This window comes from Natronococcus sp. A-GB1, assembly GCF_029688845.1.
Taxonomy (GTDB): Archaea; Halobacteriota; Halobacteria; order Halobacteriales; family Natrialbaceae; genus Natronococcus.
In genome coordinates, this window is record NZ_JARUKW010000005.1 from 1 (window position 1) to 15,080 (window position 15,080).

The following is a 15,080-nucleotide window of genomic DNA, read 5'->3' on the forward strand; positions in this document are numbered from 1 at the left end:
AACTGCGGGACGCGAGCCTCGAGGAACTGGGCGAGGAGTGGCTCTCGATCGTGGTACCCTACCTCGAGTCCCTCGAACTTGAACTGCCGGTCAGCGCGCAGGTCGACGACGACACCTTCGAGATCACCGAGGAGATGCTCCCCGAGGAGCGCGGCCGGGACGGCGGCCACACCGACGCGTGGGTCGACCTTCACGACGACCTCACCTACACCTACCGCGATCTCGGGCGCAGCGACACCACCAAAATTATGGAGAAACCAGAATAGCCGTTTCCGAGGTGGGTTGGTCCGGGTCGCCGGCGAAAAGACGAGCTGCCGGCAGACTCAAATACAGACGTACTCGTGTAAATAGCTGTGCGCGTACCGCGGTTGAGAACTTGTTGAAATTCCGGTACGGTTTCCCGTCGGAAAAGCTCCCGAGATTGGTGCTGAGTCGAGAGTATCCCGTAGCGAGGCCTCAACCGGGTATCTTGGATCTCGTCCCGAGCGGGCGTCGCACGTCTCCGTTCAGCGTCGCTCCAGAAACGCCCGAACGCCGTCCTCGTGCTCGGGCGTTCCGTACGCCAGCGATTGGGTGAGCAGCTCGTGGTCCAGCGCCTCCTGCCAGTACCGGCCCATGTTCTCGTGCATCGCCCGCTTGGTGAGCCCGAGGGTCGCCGTCGGTCGCTTCCGCAGGGTCTCGAGGAGGTCGGCGACCGCGTCGTCCAGTTCCCCGTCCGGGACGGCCTCGTTGACGAGCCCCAGCTCCGCTGCCTCCTCGGCGGAGACGAACTCGGCAGTCAGCGCCAGTCGCTTGGCGTCCCGAAGTCCGATCAGTTGCGGGAGCAGGAAGGTTCCGCCGGTGTCGGGGACGAGCCCGACGCGGACGAACGCGCAGCTAAACGCGGCCGATTCCGCGGCGTAGGCGAAGTCGCTGACCGCAGTGACGGCCAGGCCGGCGCCGACGGCGTCGCCGTTTACCTTCGCGACGATCGGCACGGGCGAGGTGAGCGCGGTCTCGACGACCCGTCCCAGCGTCTCGGTCGTCCGCTCGTACGACTCCTTGGGCGTCTCCTCGCGTTCGGCCATCGCCTCGAGGTCGCCCCCGGCGCTGAACGCCTCGCCCTCGCCGGTGAGCACTATCGCGTCGTACTCCTCCTCGTCGACCTCCTCGATGGCCGCTGCCAGCTTCCTGGCTTCGCTCGCCGTAAACGCGTTCAGCTGTTCGGGCCGATCGAAGGTGATCGTTCGGACTCCGTTCTCGTCATCGATGCGCATACGCCCGCGACAGTGTCGAGTAGTATAACGATTCGCATGTTCGCTTCGTTGACCGTCTCCCTTCGAGAGCGCGTTACGGCACTGAGGGAGCGCAATCATATCATAATAAATATGGCTCCGGTATAGTGTCTGATATCGTATCAGTCTGGGCTTCGCTCGGATATCTATCTCAAGCACCGATTCGACGCTGACGAACCGGACAGGTAGAGGCGCTCAAGGCGAAGAATACGGCCAACCAGGAAGAAGGCGTGTTCGACGAGCAGCGTTGGAGAGGCGGACGATCGATCGATTCCGACTTAGCTCCAGCTCTGCCAGAGTCACGTCTGAGAGGGCTGTATTGCAGTAGCTGAAGCTGTACTGCAGAGCTGCCTGATCGGCGCCCGCAAGCCACCAGCTAGATATTTATATGTATATAGATCTGGCACGTTTGGAGAGAGCGACCGAAACGGGTGTTTGTCTTTGAAAACCCGTCACAGAACGGTCCGGAAGAGACGCGGTTGCCGCGTTACTCTCGGAGCGCGTCCTCGCGCTCGGTTGCCTCGAGCGTCTCGGTCTCGAGGTCGGTGGCGACGACGGCGGGCTTGTAGGCACCGCCATCGAAGAGGTCGTGGTCGCTGACCGAGGACTCGACGAATCGCGTGAATGCTCGGCGGTTCGCGGGCAGTTCGCCGTAGACGACTTCCTCCTCGACGAGGTCGTAGACGGGAATGCGCGGCGTCAGGAGCGTGTTCTCGCCGACGACGCTGTTCTCGCCGACGACGAACCCGGATGTCACTCGGCAGCCGGCACCGAGCGAGACGTTGTCCTCGACGATGACTGGCGCCGACTCGACGGGCTCTAAGACGCCCCCGATCAGCGTGTTCGCGCCGAGCTTGACGTCCGCGCCGATCTGGGCACAGGAGCCGACCGTGTCACAGGAGTCGACGAGGGTGCCGTCGTCGACGTAGGCGCCGACGTTGACGAAGCTCGGGCTCATCATGATGCAGTCCGAACCGAGGTAGGCGCCCCGTCGGATCGTCGTCCCGTCGGGCGTGTTCCGGGTCCCGCGCTCGCCGAGGTCGTCGGTCTCGCGCAGCGGGAGGACGTCGTAGTGGTCGACGCCGCCGTAGTCGTAGGCCTCGTTCTCGCGCAGGCCGAAGTTCAGCAGGATCCCCTGTTTGACCCACTCGTTTGCCTCCCACTCGCCACCGTTTTTCTCGGCGGCGCGGACCTCCCCGTCCTCGAGCGCCTCGAGAAAGGCCTCCAGGGTCGCGAACTCGTCCTCGCCGGCCGACGCCGCGTCGACCTCGTCGTTTTGCTTGCGATCCCACAGCTCGCCGATCTCGCTCTCGAGCGTGCTCATTCGTCGATCACGTCCGCAAAGTCGTAGTTCCCCGCCTTCCGTCCTGCGATCCAGACCGCGGCGTCGACCGCGCCCGCGGCGAACACGCCGCGGTCCTCGGCGCGGTGAGTCAGGCGAACTTCCTCGTCGTTGCCCGCGAGGACGACCTCGTGTTCGCCCGTGACGTTGCCAGCACGGAGCGCGTGAACTCCGATTTCACCCTCTTGGCGGGGTGCTTCCCCCTCGCGGCCGTGCGTGCGCCCCGAGAACTCGCCGTTCGCCTCAATCTCGTCGAGTAGTCTGTTCGCGGTGCCGCTGGGGGCGTCGCGCTTCCCGTTGTGGTGGGTCTCGACGAGTTCGACGTCGTACCCCGGGAGGTTCCGCACTGCCTGGCCGACGACGTTGACTAGCGCCTGAACCCCGCGGGCGAAGTTCGGCGCGTGGAGCACGGGCACCTCGTCGCCGGCGTCCTCGAGCGCCGCGAGCCGGTCGTCGTCGAACCCGGTCGTGCCCGTGACGAAGGCGACGCCGGTCTCGGCGCAGGCCCGGGCGTAGTCCGCTGCCGACTCGGGTCCGGTGAAATCGACGACGACGTCGGGCTCGCGTTCCGCGAGCAGCGCGTCGAACCGCGCCGCGGCCTCGAGGTCGACGCCGTCGACGCGCTCGCCGTCGGGATCGCGGTTGACGGCGAAGGCGACCTCGCAGTCCTCGTGATCGGTGACGGCGGCGACGACCTCGCGGCCCATCCGCCCCGTCGCTCCGGTGACGCCGATCCCGACCGTCATGGACTGGCCTCTGCGTCGGCGACCGCCGTCGGCTCGTCCTCGAGTTCGGCGAGGACGTCCTCGAGCAGTTCTCGGTTCTCGTCGGTGAGGCGGGTCATCGGCGAGCGCATGCGGGCGGGGCCGTAGCCGCGGATCTCCATGGCCTCCTTGACCGGGATCGGGTTCGTCTCGATAAACAGCGTCCGGAACAGCGGGCCGAGTTCGTGGTGGAGCTTGCGGGCGCGCTCGTAGTCGCCCTCGAGGGCGGCTCCGACCATCGCACACGTTCGCTCGGGCTCGATGTTCGCCGAGACGCTGATCGTGCCGGTGCCGCCGACCGACAGGACGGGCAGGGTGAGCGCGTCGTCGCCCGAGAGGACTGCGAAGTCATCGTCGCGCGTGCGTTCGACGACCTCGCCGATCTGGCCCAGGTCGCCGCTTGCGGCCTTGTAGCCCGCGATGTTCTCGTGACTCGCCAGCTCGACGGCTGCGTCGGGCTCGATGTTCTGGCCCGTCCGCGAGGGGACGTTGTAGACGATCTGGGGCAGGTCGACGGCGTCGGCGATCGTCTCGTAGTGGTCGACGAAGCCCTGTTGTTCGGGCTTGTTGTAGTACGGCGAGATCAGCAGGAGGCCGTCGGCGCCGGCGTCGGCCGAGCGCTCGGAGAGCTCGAGGGCCTCGCGGGTGTTGTTCGAGCCCGAGCCCGCGATGACGGGCACGTCGTCGACGGCGTCGATAACGGCCTCGACGACCTCGATATGTTCGTCGTGGGTCAGCGTCGCCGACTCCCCCGTAGAGCCGACGGGAACGAGCCCGTCGACGCCCGCTTCCTCGAGCCGCTGGGCGTCGGTCTGTAGTGTTTCGAAGTCGATCTGCTCGTCCTCGTCGAACGGCGTACACATGGCCGGGAAGACGCCGCTGAAGTCGATGTTGGATGTCATGTCTGTGTCGTGTGGTGGTCGTGCGTTCGTCGAACGATTCTGGGAAACCGCACACCGGAGCGCGCCCGAGACGAGGTCGCCACGCTCGCCACGAGCACTCTCAGACGCGTTTTTTCGAGAAGAGGGCCGCGCTCGCTCCGCTCACCTTGGGTCCGACAATCGCGCGAGCGGTGCGTGGCATACCCGGAAGGCCAACCGGGACGAACTTATGGATTTCGTTGTCCTGCGATTCTTGCGGGAGCTCGAGGCGGACGGGCCGAGATGAGACGCACTCCGCCACGCCGTCTGTCGAATCAACCCGCGAAATTTATACATCGCGACCCCTTACCTCGGGGTATGACAGACTTCGGACTGAAAGTACGAATGTTCGTCGTCGGCTCGATGCTGGCGGCGCTGTACCTGTTCGTCGGGGCCGTCGGCCTCGCGTTCCTGGGGACAGGTGGCTGGCCGATCGTCCTAGTGTTGCTGGTGACGTTCCCGTTCCTCCAGTACAAGCTCGGCAAGTGGATGGCGACCAGGAAAGCCGAGGAGATGCCCGAGGAGGGACAGTACGCCGATATCCACCGCATGACCGAGTCGCTCTCCCGTGACATGGGGATCAAAAAGCCGACGCTGATGGTCCAGCAGATGGGCGTCCCGAACGCGTTCGCGACCGGTCGAAAGGGCGACGGCGTCGTCGTCGTCAGCGAGGAACTCATCCGGCTGCTCGACCGCGACGAACTCGAGGGCGTCATCGCCCACGAGCTGGCCCACATCAAGAACCGCGACGTGCTGATGATGACCGTCGGCAGCTCCATCGGGATGATGGTCGGCTACGCCGTCTACTTCGTCTACGTCTTCGGCGGCGAGGAGAACCCCGGCGGCTTCATCGTCGGCTGGATCCTCTCGATCTTCGCCCAGATGCTCGTCACGATCCTCGTGATGGCCATCTCGCGGTACCGCGAGTACGTCGCCGACGACGACGCTCGCCAGTACATCGGTAGCGGCGACCCGCTCGCTCGGGCCCTCGAGAAGATCTCGAAGGGCGCCGAGAACCGCGAGTCGACCGTCGACGAGGGACAGGCTGCGCTCTGTATCTTCAACTCCGAGCGTGGACTGCTCGCGACCGTGTTCGCGACCCACCCGCCGACCGAGAAGCGCATCGAGAAGCTGCGCAGCTGATCGGGCGTCAGCACGTTTTTTCCGCGACAGGTAGCCACGGATTGCCGGAGGGCCGCCCGTTGTGAGAAGGGTTTTCACGATCGGCCGTCACGGGTAGGACATGACCGAGATCCATTCGGGGCAGCGCGTCGCGGTTCTCGTCGACGCGCAGAACCTCTATCACACCGCACAGAGCCTCCACAGCCGAAATATCGACTACTCCTCGCTGCTCGAGAAGGCGGTACAGGACCGCCAGCTCACCCGTGCCATCGCCTACGTCATCCGCGCGGACTCGCCCGAGGAGGAGAGCTTCTTCGAGGCGCTGATCGACATCGGCTTCGAGACGAAGATCAAGGATATCAAGACGTTCGCCGACGGTTCGAAGAAGGCCGACTGGGACGTCGGGATGAGCCTGGACGCGGTGACGCTCGCGAACCACATCGACACGCTCGTGCTCTGTACGGGCGACGGCGACTTCTCGCGGCTCTGCTCACACCTGCGCCACGAGGGCGTCCGCGTCGAGGTGATGGCCTTCGAGTCCTCGACCGCCGAGGAACTCATCGCGGAGGCCGACTCGTTTCTGGACCTCGACTCGCGCCGCGAGACGTTCCTGCTCTAGACGCGGACGTCGCGGGCACGATCGACGCACAGTGCACCCGCGCCGATCACCAGCGCCGACCCCGTAAGCGCGTAGACGAGGACGTGCGACTCGAGCGCGGACGGGCCGGCGAACGTGAGGCTGCTCACCGCGAGCACCACCAGTCCCAGAACGACCTGCGTAAAATCCATTCGCTCGTCGAATCGGGACCGACCTATATAATGGTCCTGATGACAGTCGCGTGACGGTGGTTGTCAGCGGATCACGAACGCCGTCGCCGACGGGTCGAAGGGCTTTCGACCGCCCGCACCGAACGCGGGCTATGAGCGATCCAGCCGACGGAAACGCGGGACTGCCGGCGCTGCGGACGATCGCCGACTACCAGTTCGGCGCCGACGCGGGTGCGAGCCTCTTCCCGCGGACGGAGTCGCTGACGGTCAAACGCACCTCCTCGGGACGACCCCAGCAGATCTACTGCGAGGACGGTCGCCTCGTCTCGTTCGGAATCGACGGCAGATTCACGCTGGGGATCGAGGGCGGGCGACGGCTCGACACCGCTCTCGAGCGGCCGGCCTACCGGGTCGTCGTCGACGACGAGAGCGAGCCGTTCGTCCGCGAGGAGAAGAACGTCTTCGCGAAGTTCGTTCTCGAGGCCGGTTCCGAGATCCGTCCGGGCGACGAGGTGGTCGTCGTTCACGAGCGTGACGAGGTGCTTGCGGTCGGCACGGCCGAACTCGACGGCGCGGCGATGGGTGACTTCGAGACGGGGATGGCCGTCTCCGTTCGCGAGGGCGTGCCCGCGGAGAACTGACGGCAACCGTCGTCCCTGTTCTCCGACGCCTACGTCTCACCGCCGCGTAGACTCCTTCGAGGTTGCTCGAGCGGACTACCGATCGACGCGGAGGGCGCTGTGTACGCTCCGTTCGGATTTCGGGAACGGTATCGGTCGGAAGAGACCGCAGAGTAAAAGACGGCTGACGGCGACGTTTCGGGTATGTTTGGAGGAGGCGGCGGCATGAACCCGCGCAAGATGGAACAGATGATGGAACAGATGGGAATCGACGTCGAGGACGTCGACGCCGAGGAGGTCATCATCCGGACCTCGGAGTACGACCTCGTCTTCGACGACGCCGAGGTCACGAAGATGGACGCCCGCGGCCAGGAGACCTACCAGGTCATCGGCTCGCCCGAGGAGGTCGAGTCCGGGGCGGCCGGCGCCGTAGAAGGCGCCGACGCCGGAGCCAGCGAGGACGCCGGGAGCGCGATCCCCGACGCCGACGTCGAGATCGTTGCCACCCGCACAGGTGTCAGCGAGGACGAGGCCCGAGAGGCCCTCGAGGAGCACGACGGCGACCTCGCCGCGGCGGTCGAGGCCCTCGAGTAACGCGTGACTGTCCCGGTATTACTGGTTCGGGGCGACCGCGAATACCTCGTCGAACCCGGCGAGGAGAAGGGGACCGACCTCGGTGTGCTCGAGGTTCCCGAGGACGTCGAGCCCGGCGAGACCCTCGAGACGCATCTCGGCGACGAGTTCAGGGTACGCCGGCTCCGGGGGCCGGATCTCTTCCACCACTTCGACCGAACTGGCGCGCCGATGGTGCCACGGGATATCGGGCTGGTGATCGGCGAGACCGGCGTCGCACGGGGCGATCGCGTGCTCGACGCCGGCACCGGCACGGGCGTGCTCGCGGCGCTGCTGGCCCGTGCGGGCGCGTCGGTCGTCACCTACGAGCGCGACCCCGAGTTCGCCGACGTCGCCCGGAAGAACATGCGACTGGGCGGCGTGGCTGAGTCCGTCGACGTCCGAACCGGCGATCTGACCGAGGAGCTCGACGCCCTCGACCCGTCGTCGTTCGACGTCGTCACCCTCGATACGGGCGACGCGCCCGCCGTCGTCGAGGACGTCCCCGAACTGCTCGTCGAGGGTGGGTTTCTCGCGGTGTACAGCCCGTTCGTCGAGTCGACCCGTGAGGTCGTCGAGGCCGCTCGAGCGGCCGAGCTGTCGAACGTGCGCACCCGAGAGACGATCCAGCGGGAGATGCAGTTCGACGATCGAGGGTCCCGACCCTCGACGGCTCCGGTCGGTCACACGGGATACCTGGTGCTCGCCCGGAACGAGTAGTTTTGGTCTACCACTCTCGAGGGAAACTGGCCGGGAGCGGACGCCGAGCACTGCGAGGAGTCCGCGACCCGGGGGAGGGCAGGCCGTTTACCGCCATTTACCGCGAGCGAACCCGGAGGGTGAGCGAGCGGGCCGACGACTGACGTGGAGAGCGCGGCGCTACGCGCCGCGATCAAGCGAACGGCGAAGCCGTGAGCTGAGAACGCCACGCGTTCGGAACGGAGGGAGGAGTGCTTTTGATCGAAATTTTACCGAGGGACGTCGCGGCCGCGGCGATACCGCGGCCGCGACAGACTGCAGCGTAAAATTTCGTTAGTTGTCGTCCTCGCGCCACTTGTACTCGCACTCGCTACAGATGAAAAACCGCGTCTCGGACTCGTCGGCCGAGCGGATCTGTTGCATGTACCAGTACGCGCGGTCGTGACCACACTCGGGACAGTGCGCGTCCGTTTCGGGCAGCGACGTCTCCTCGGAGGACTCGATGACCTCGGACGCCTCCTGGTCGTCGGTCAGCGTGTACTCGGCGGCGTCGCCCTGCGGCTTCGTGAAGCCGCAGCTCCCGCACTCCCAGATGCCGTCGTCGGCTTTCATCATCGAACCGCATTCGTCGCAGAATTCCATCGTTGTCCGGCATACGTCGGTGGAGCGACTTAAACGACCCGTTTGGGTGTTAGCCCTCTCCCTCCGACTGGTACGGCTCGCCGACGGCCTCCCGCGGCAGGACGTTGTGCAGTTCAGCCTCGAGATCGTCGGCCGACTCGAACCGATCGCTGTTGGTCCGGCCGACGAGTTCGCCCAGGTTGCGTTCGCCGTCGGCCAGCAGCAGGGTGACGCCCTCGAGTTCGGTCGCCGCCGTCTCGGCCTCGACCGGGTACTCGAGGCGCTCGAACGCGTCGTCGATTCGACTGAGTTTGACTTCCTCCATGCGAGGGAGACGCGCGCCAGGGTCTTGTAGAGCGATGCAACCAAATCTGACTGTCAGCCCGACAGCCATTTCGATTCGAAACGATAATCGGGGTGGGTTACGCAGTTCGAGGCGATGCGGCGTCTCGTTCACTGGATTCTCGCGCAGTTCGCCGTCGACAGGCGCGTGCTCGCGCTGGCGTTCGCCCGAATGGCGGACGGGGTCGGTAACTCCTTTCTGATCATCGTGATCCCGCTGTACGTCGCCGACGACGTCGTCGGCGGACCGACGTTCGGCCTCAGCGAGGCGATGATCATCGGCGTCATCCTCTCGCTCTTTGGCTTTCTCAACAGCTCCTTCCAGCCGATCACCGGGCGCCTCTCGGACCGAACGAGGCGGCGAAAGACGTTCATCCTGGTCGGTCTCGGCGGACTCGCGCTGACGAATCTGGCGTACGTCTTCGCCGAGACCTACGTCTCCCTGCTCGTGATCCGCGGCCTCCAGGGGATCAGCGTCGCCTTCATCATCCCCGCATCGGTCGCACTGGTCAACGAACTCGCGACGACGGGCGATCGGGGCGGGAACATGGGCGTCTACAACACGTTCCGGCTGGTCGGCTTCGGCGCGGGCCCCGTCGCCGCCGGTGCGGTGGTCAGCGCCGGCCCCTACCCGCTTCCGGGCGGGCTGGCGATCAGCGGCTTCGACGCCGCTTTCTACGTTGCCGCGATCACGGCGACGCTGAGCTACCTGCTGGTGACGGTCCTGATTACGGACCCCGAGTCGACGGGCGCGACCGCGGGCGCGGATCTCTCGATCGACGTCTTCGATTCGTCGGGAAAGAACCTGCTCGATCCGATCTTCACCCTGGGCGTCGTCTCGCTGTTCATGGCGGCGGCGATCGCCCTGTTCGCGACGATCCAGCCACAGGTCAACGACCACCTCGACCAGGGGTCGACCTGGTTCGGCCTCCAGTTCGCGGCGTTCATCCTTGCCCAGATCCTCCTGCAGACACCGATCGGCCGGGCCTGTGACCAGTACGGTCGGCGGCCGTTCATCCTCGCCGGGATGATCGTCCTCGTCCCCGCGACGATGGCTCAGGGGCTGGTCGCGAGCTCCGAGGCCATGTTCCTTGCCCGTCTCGTCCAGGGGATCGCCGGTGCGATGGTGTTCGCACCCGCGCTGGCGCTGGCCGGCGACCTCGCCGGCGACGGCGAGTCGGGGTCGAAGCTCTCGGTGCTGACGATGGCCTTCGGCTTCGGGATCGCGATCGGCCCGTTCTCCTCGGGCGCGCTGATCGGCTACGGGTTCTGGGTCCCCTTCGCCTTCGGCACCGTGCTGGCAGCGCTGGGGGCGATCCTCGTCTACACGCAGGTCGAGGAAACCCTCGAGACGACCGCTCCGGTCCCGATACTCGGGGATTGACCCGTCCGCGTCGGGACACAACGCAAAAGTACCGGATCCGCATATCTCCCGACGATGACGCTCTCGGACGAGGCCACGGAACGGTTGGCCGACGTGGTGGAACTACAGCCGACGAAGAACTCGGAGCTGCAGGATCGGTGGGGACTGGAAAGCGGCAGCGAAGTCCACCAGTACCTCGAGAACGAGCTCGGCGACTACTACTTTCGCGACGACAACAGCCTGATTCGGGCGACGAGCGAGGCCGCAGACCTCGTCGACGTCGAACCGGGCGTCGAGAGCGACCCCGACGACGGCACCCCCTCCAAGATCCGGGTGCCCGAACTCCAGGCGCGAATCGTCGAGGTGCTCGCCGGTCCCGACGAGGAGTCGGAGAGCGTCGTCTCGGTGTTACACAAGCTCCGGGACGCCTACGACGTCGATCCCGACTCCGAGGACGTCCGCTCGGGTCTCCAGAGCCTGCGCCGGAAGGGCGTCGTCGAGATCGAGTACCGCACCGTCCCGACGTTCCGGCTGGCCGTCGAGCGCGACGAACTCGAGGTCACGACGACCGACTGAAGCTCCCTCGCCTCGCGCTCGCCGAACGCCTCGATTGCCACGTTTCAGCCGTCGTTGCGAGCTACAGTCCGGGTCGCCGACGGCGCCGCCGCTCCTCGAGCAGCGTCGAGAGCCGCGTTCCCGGTCCGCCCTCGATCGGCCACCCTCGGATTCGCCAGACCGGGGGCTCCGGTTCGAACTCGGGACAGGAGCCCGAACACTCCGCGGCCGTCTGGCAGCGCCCCTTGGCCTCGCAGTGAGGACGGAGCTGCGTTCCGTCCGTTCCGCGCAGCGCGAAGTGCCGACAGTCGGGACGCATCGTCTCGACGAACGAGCGCCAGCCGCGCTCGTAGGCCCGCTCCGCGATCGCGAGGCGCTTTTCGGCCTTCCGCTCCGGAGCGACGTACTCGAACCGGGCCGCCGAGCCGTCCCGCTCGCCGCCGTCGGGTCGCTCGAGGATCCGGGTTCCCGGCTGGTCGACCGACAGCGACCGGGGGTACCACGCGATCTCGGCCGACAGCGACTCGGGCTCGAGCGCGAGCACGCCCGCCTCGACGGGGAGGCCCTCGAACAGCACGGGCTCGACGCGCTCGCCCGTCTTCCGGGTGGCGACCCAGACCTCGTCGGCGAGCCCCAGCGCGACGTCGTACTCGAGCTGGGTCGCGAGGGTTCGGGCGGCGCTCGCGTCGAGGTCGGGTTTGTTCTCGATGGCGACAATCCGGTCGATCCACGCTGGATAGGCCCACTTCCGGCGGATCTCGATGCGGTTACTCCGTTTTCCCACGTCGAGGATCCCCCGGTCGTCGGCCTCGTGGATCGCCTCGCGGACGTACCGCCAGGGGTAGCCCGGATCCGGGAGCGCGTCGCGGTAGTAGGCCCAGTCGGTGGGCGCGTTCCGGACGACGTGCAGGAGGTCGCCGTCGAGTCGCTTCGGGCCGAAGTTCGCGCGGGTCTCGAGAGCCTTGCGGTCGCACTCGAGGACGATCGTGTCCCAGCGTCGGCGCTTCGTGCCGAGCTGGCGGGCGACGAGGACCGCACGGTCGTCCGCGAGGGGCTCGGCCGGCGGCCACTCCCGCTCGGCCCAGCGGCAGCTCCGCAGCTCGAAGGCGAACTCGCTGTCGGTCGCTCGCGTTCGCGTCACTGGCCGTCCGTAGGGTGATCGGCGACAAGTGCGCTGTGGTCCGCCGCCGGTTCTGGAATTGGACTCCGAGTTGAGGCCACAGCTGGAGCTGTCGACGCCAGATCCGTTCTGCGCGTCCGCTCGTCGCTCGCCTTACTCCTCGTCGTCCTCTTCTAAGATCTCGTCGAGATAGACGTGGGCCTCCTCCAGGATTTCTCGCGGCCCGTCCTGCGTGACGGTGTTGACCGCCTGCTCGTAGTCGCGCCACTGGAGGTCGCGGTGTTCGTTCGAGAGCTCCGCGCTCGCCTCGAAGGACTTCGCGACGAAGAGGTGAACGGTCTTGTGAATCGTCTTGCCGTTGGCCTCGAAGACGTAGTCGTAGTCCTCGCGGAAGCCGTCGAGTAGTCGGAACTGATCGATACCTGCCTCTTCCTTTATTTCGCGGATCGCCGTCTGCTGAAGTTCTTCATCTCCCTCGACACCGCCCTTCGGAAACTCCCAGTCACCCGGGCGGCTCTTGAGTAGAAGATACTCGCGCCGGCCCCGCGTATCGCGGAAGAGGATCGCGCCTGCGCTCGTAGCTTCGACTGCCATTACCTCGAGTAACGTGCGGGACGTTAAGAGAATATCGGACTGTGTATCCGCCGGCACCGCATCTCAGCAGGTTTTTACGCGCCGACCGTTCACAGTTGTACAGTACCAGCATGACCTTCGTCACCCGGCTCACGCTTCAGAGCGGCGATCGAGCCGCACTCGACGGCATCGTCGACGACATCAAATCCACCGCCGAGCGCAAGGGCGCCGCGCTGAAGGGACCCCACTCCCACCCGCCCGAGAAGCTGACCGTCCCCCAGCACGCTCGCCTGCACGGCGACGACGACCGACGGTTCGACTCCTGGAACTACACCGTCTTCACGCGCGAACTCGAGATCCACGGCCACGACGACCTCGCGCGAAACATCGCCGAACACGACTTTCCTGATTCGGTCCACATCGAAGCCGAGGTCGAACAGATCCACGGCGCGGGCCGCGGAAACTGAGTCCAACCGGGTCTCAAAACGGAACGACCGATCCGGACGGCGTCGCCGCGATCGAGGGGCTTTTCTCCGCTCGGTCGAACGCTCGAGCGATGTACACGGGCAAGGTCGAGAAACCCTGCTGTCTCTGTGACGACCCCGAGATCCACCGCCGGATCGACCTGCCGCCGCGGCTCATCCAGCGGCTGCGGTACAGCGAGGCCGTCGCCTGGCGGGACGTCGTCGGCGAGGTGTCGATCCACTTCTGTGCGTCCGACTGGGAGACGGTCCGGAAGCTCGTCCTCGAGACGGGGATGTCGCCGCTGCCCCGCTGTAACGTTGCCCGCGCCTCGTTCGATCTCCGGGTGGACTTCGAGGCGTTCACCGGCCGCACGCGCGAGGAGCCGGATCAGCAGCCGGTCGAGGAGCGGTTCTGGCGGGAGAGTCGACGGGTTCTCGCCGGCGACACCGAGTACCCGCCGTCGGATCGCGACCTCGTCCAGGCCCACGTCGTCACGCGGGCGCTTCGCGAGCTGGACGCCCCCGTTGCCCGAGCGGCGAACACGGAGCCGGGGACCGACCGCGACTGATGCCGCCGTCTCGCGGACCGACGAGCCGAACCCGCCACTGCTTTGGGACCTCCCTCCTAAGACGGCGCTATGTCCACCGACCCGGACCTCGTTTCGCTGCGTCGAGACCTCCACCGTAAACCCGAACCCGCCTGGCGGGAGTTCTACACCACCGCGCGGATCGTCGAGGAACTCGAGTCCCGCGTCGACCTCGACGAACTCCACGTCGGCCCCGACGCCATCGCGGCCGAACACCGCATGGGCGTCCCCGACGAAGCCGAGCTCGAGGCGTGGCACGAGCAGGCTCGCGAACACGGCGCCGACGAGGCGGTCCTCGAGTCTCTCGAAGGCGGCTATACTGGCGCCGTCGCCGTTCTCCGGAAGGGTGAGGGGCCGACGGTTGGCCTGCGGGTCGACATCGACGGCCTTCCCCAGCCCGAATCCGAGGACCCGGACCACCTCCCCGTCGCGGAGGGCTTTCGCTCCGAACACGACGACGCGATGCACGCCTGCGGCCACGACGCCCACGCGACGATCGGGATCGGCGTCCTCGAGGCGGTCGCCGAGAGCGACTTTTCCGGGACGCTGAAGATCTTCTTCCAGCCCGCCGAGGAGGTCGTCGGCGGCGGGAAGTCGATGGCCAAAAGCGAGCACCTCGCGGACGTCGACTACCTGCTCGGACTCCACGTCGGCCTCGACCATCCCACCGGCGAGATCGTCGCTGGCATTGACGGCTTCCTCGCAGTGCGGCACCTCGAGGCGACGTTCACCGGCGAGCCGGCCCACGCGGGCGGCCATCCCGAACAGGGCCGCAACGCCGTCCAGGCGATGGCGACGGCCGTCCAGAACTGCTACGGCATTCCGCGCCACAGCGACGGCCCCACACGGATCAACGCGGGCGTCGTCGAGGGCGGCAGCGCGGCGAATGTCATCCCCGAGGAGGCTCGCATCGTCGCCGAGGTGCGAGGCGAGACGACCGAGCTGATGGAGTACATGTACGAGAAAGCCGAGCGCGTGATGCGATCCGCGGCCGAGATGCACGACTGCGAAGTCGACCTCGAGATCGGCGCGGCCGCGCCCAGCGCGACGAGCGACCAGGCGCTCGTCGACGTCGTCGCCGACGTCGCCGGTAGCGTCGACGGCGTCGAGACCGTCCTCGAGCGCGACGAGCTCGGCGGCAGCGAGGACGCCACCTTCCTGATGCAGGAAGTCCAGCAAAACGGCGGGCTGGCGTGTTACGTCGGCGTCGGCACCGATCACCCCGGCGGCCACCACACCTCAACGTTCGACGTCGACGAGGCGAGCCTCGGCCACGGAATCGAGACGGTCGCCGGCGCGATCGAGCGGCTCGGACGGGACGGTCCCTGACGACG

At 66.6% G+C, this 15,080-nt stretch carries 19 protein-coding genes and 1 pseudogene; 11 read left to right on the forward strand and 9 right to left on the reverse strand.

What is annotated here, in order from left to right; translation table 11 throughout:
* A pseudogene (locus tag QA600_RS06975) lies at window positions 1-266 on the forward strand (phenylacetate-CoA oxygenase subunit PaaI); the annotation flags it as partial.
* A 240-nt stretch (window positions 267-506) separates the two neighbouring features.
* On the opposite strand, the gene QA600_RS06980 reads toward QA600_RS06975, so the two are convergent.
* The 4 genes from QA600_RS06980 to dapA all read right to left on the reverse strand — a co-directional run bounded on the left by QA600_RS06980 (window position 507) and on the right by dapA (window position 4,282).
* Window positions 507-1,256 (reverse strand): enoyl-CoA hydratase-related protein, encoded by a 750-nt coding sequence (locus QA600_RS06980; RefSeq protein WP_278291237.1) that lies wholly within the window; start codon window positions 1,254-1,256, stop codon window positions 507-509.
* 505 nt (window positions 1,257-1,761) lie between these two features.
* The gene (locus QA600_RS06985; RefSeq protein WP_278291238.1) at window positions 1,762-2,598 is read right to left on the reverse strand and encodes a 2,3,4,5-tetrahydropyridine-2,6-dicarboxylate N-succinyltransferase; all 837 of its coding nucleotides are present in this window, start codon (window positions 2,596-2,598) and stop codon (window positions 1,762-1,764) included.
* Window positions 2,595-3,362, reverse strand: coding sequence for a 4-hydroxy-tetrahydrodipicolinate reductase (gene dapB, locus QA600_RS06990; RefSeq protein WP_278291239.1), 768 nt, complete (start codon window positions 3,360-3,362; stop codon window positions 2,595-2,597). Before dapB ends, QA600_RS06985 begins: the two co-directional genes overlap by 4 nt.
* Window positions 3,359-4,282, reverse strand: coding sequence for a 4-hydroxy-tetrahydrodipicolinate synthase (gene dapA / locus QA600_RS06995; protein WP_278291240.1), 924 nt, complete (start codon window positions 4,280-4,282; stop codon window positions 3,359-3,361). The genes dapB and dapA overlap by 4 nt, the downstream gene beginning before the upstream one ends.
* Before the next feature lie 336 nt (window positions 4,283-4,618).
* On the opposite strand from dapA, the gene QA600_RS07000 reads away from it, so the two are divergent.
* On the forward strand, window positions 4,619-5,443 hold the full coding sequence (locus tag QA600_RS07000) for a M48 family metalloprotease (protein ID WP_278291241.1): 825 nt from the start codon (window positions 4,619-4,621) through the stop codon (window positions 5,441-5,443).
* Between the two features lie 100 nt (window positions 5,444-5,543).
* Entirely contained in the window at window positions 5,544-6,041 is a 498-nt protein-coding gene (locus QA600_RS07005) for an NYN domain-containing protein (protein ID WP_005553972.1), read from the forward strand.
* Here QA600_RS07005 and QA600_RS07010 read toward each other — a convergent pair.
* Complete coding sequence (locus QA600_RS07010; RefSeq protein WP_278291242.1) at window positions 6,038-6,211, reverse strand: hypothetical protein; 174 nt, start codon at window positions 6,209-6,211, stop codon at window positions 6,038-6,040. The two genes, QA600_RS07005 and QA600_RS07010, sit on opposite strands and share 4 nt — an antisense overlap.
* A gap of 131 nt (window positions 6,212-6,342) precedes the next feature.
* On the opposite strand from QA600_RS07010, the gene QA600_RS07015 reads away from it, so the two are divergent.
* The 3 genes from QA600_RS07015 to QA600_RS07025 all read left to right on the forward strand — a co-directional run bounded on the left by QA600_RS07015 (window position 6,343) and on the right by QA600_RS07025 (window position 8,142).
* Complete coding sequence (locus tag QA600_RS07015) at window positions 6,343-6,831, forward strand: PUA domain-containing protein (protein ID WP_278291243.1); 489 nt, start codon at window positions 6,343-6,345, stop codon at window positions 6,829-6,831.
* 183 nt (window positions 6,832-7,014) lie between these two features.
* Window positions 7,015-7,404, forward strand: coding sequence for a nascent polypeptide-associated complex protein (locus QA600_RS07020; RefSeq protein ID WP_049891426.1), 390 nt, complete (start codon window positions 7,015-7,017; stop codon window positions 7,402-7,404).
* A gap of 3 nt (window positions 7,405-7,407) precedes the next feature.
* Complete coding sequence (locus QA600_RS07025; protein ID WP_278291244.1) at window positions 7,408-8,142, forward strand: methyltransferase domain-containing protein; 735 nt, start codon at window positions 7,408-7,410, stop codon at window positions 8,140-8,142.
* 312 nt (window positions 8,143-8,454) lie between these two features.
* Here QA600_RS07025 and QA600_RS07030 read toward each other — a convergent pair whose 3' ends face one another.
* Window positions 8,455-8,763 (reverse strand): transcription factor S, encoded by a 309-nt coding sequence (locus QA600_RS07030; protein WP_005553967.1) that lies wholly within the window; start codon window positions 8,761-8,763, stop codon window positions 8,455-8,457.
* A gap of 49 nt (window positions 8,764-8,812) precedes the next feature.
* Window positions 8,813-9,067 (reverse strand): hypothetical protein, encoded by a 255-nt coding sequence (locus QA600_RS07035; RefSeq protein WP_278291245.1) that lies wholly within the window; start codon window positions 9,065-9,067, stop codon window positions 8,813-8,815.
* A gap of 114 nt (window positions 9,068-9,181) precedes the next feature.
* Here QA600_RS07035 and QA600_RS07040 point away from each other — a divergent pair, with 114 nt between their 5' ends.
* Window positions 9,182-10,468: an MFS transporter gene (locus QA600_RS07040; protein WP_278291246.1), complete on the forward strand. Its 1,287-nt coding sequence runs from the start codon at window positions 9,182-9,184 to the stop codon at window positions 10,466-10,468.
* Between the two features lie 54 nt (window positions 10,469-10,522).
* A complete protein-coding gene (locus QA600_RS07045; RefSeq protein WP_278291247.1) occupies window positions 10,523-11,023 on the forward strand; it encodes a DUF5797 family protein in 501 nt (166 codons plus the stop codon).
* Window positions 11,024-11,084: 61 nt separating this feature from the next.
* Here the strand turns inward: QA600_RS07045 and QA600_RS07050 are convergent, their stop codons facing one another.
* Together QA600_RS07050 and QA600_RS07055 are read right to left on the reverse strand one after the other, a co-directional pair.
* A complete protein-coding gene (locus tag QA600_RS07050; protein WP_278291248.1) occupies window positions 11,085-12,143 on the reverse strand; it encodes a DUF5787 family protein in 1,059 nt (352 codons plus the stop codon).
* A 132-nt stretch (window positions 12,144-12,275) separates the two neighbouring features.
* A complete protein-coding gene (locus tag QA600_RS07055; RefSeq protein WP_005553958.1) occupies window positions 12,276-12,716 on the reverse strand; it encodes a bis(5'-nucleosyl)-tetraphosphatase in 441 nt (146 codons plus the stop codon).
* 110 nt (window positions 12,717-12,826) lie between these two features.
* Between QA600_RS07055 and QA600_RS07060 the strand changes: the two genes are divergently transcribed.
* The 3 genes from QA600_RS07060 (at window position 12,827) to QA600_RS07070 (ending at window position 15,075) form a co-directional block, all read left to right on the forward strand.
* Window positions 12,827-13,162: an uS10/mL48 family ribosomal protein gene (locus tag QA600_RS07060; protein WP_005553957.1), complete on the forward strand. Its 336-nt coding sequence runs from the start codon at window positions 12,827-12,829 to the stop codon at window positions 13,160-13,162.
* A gap of 89 nt (window positions 13,163-13,251) precedes the next feature.
* Window positions 13,252-13,728, forward strand: coding sequence for a hypothetical protein (locus tag QA600_RS07065; RefSeq protein ID WP_278291249.1), 477 nt, complete (start codon window positions 13,252-13,254; stop codon window positions 13,726-13,728).
* A gap of 69 nt (window positions 13,729-13,797) precedes the next feature.
* Window positions 13,798-15,075, forward strand: coding sequence for an amidohydrolase (locus tag QA600_RS07070; RefSeq protein WP_278291250.1), 1,278 nt, complete (start codon window positions 13,798-13,800; stop codon window positions 15,073-15,075).
* Window positions 15,076-15,080 lie beyond the last annotated feature (5 nt).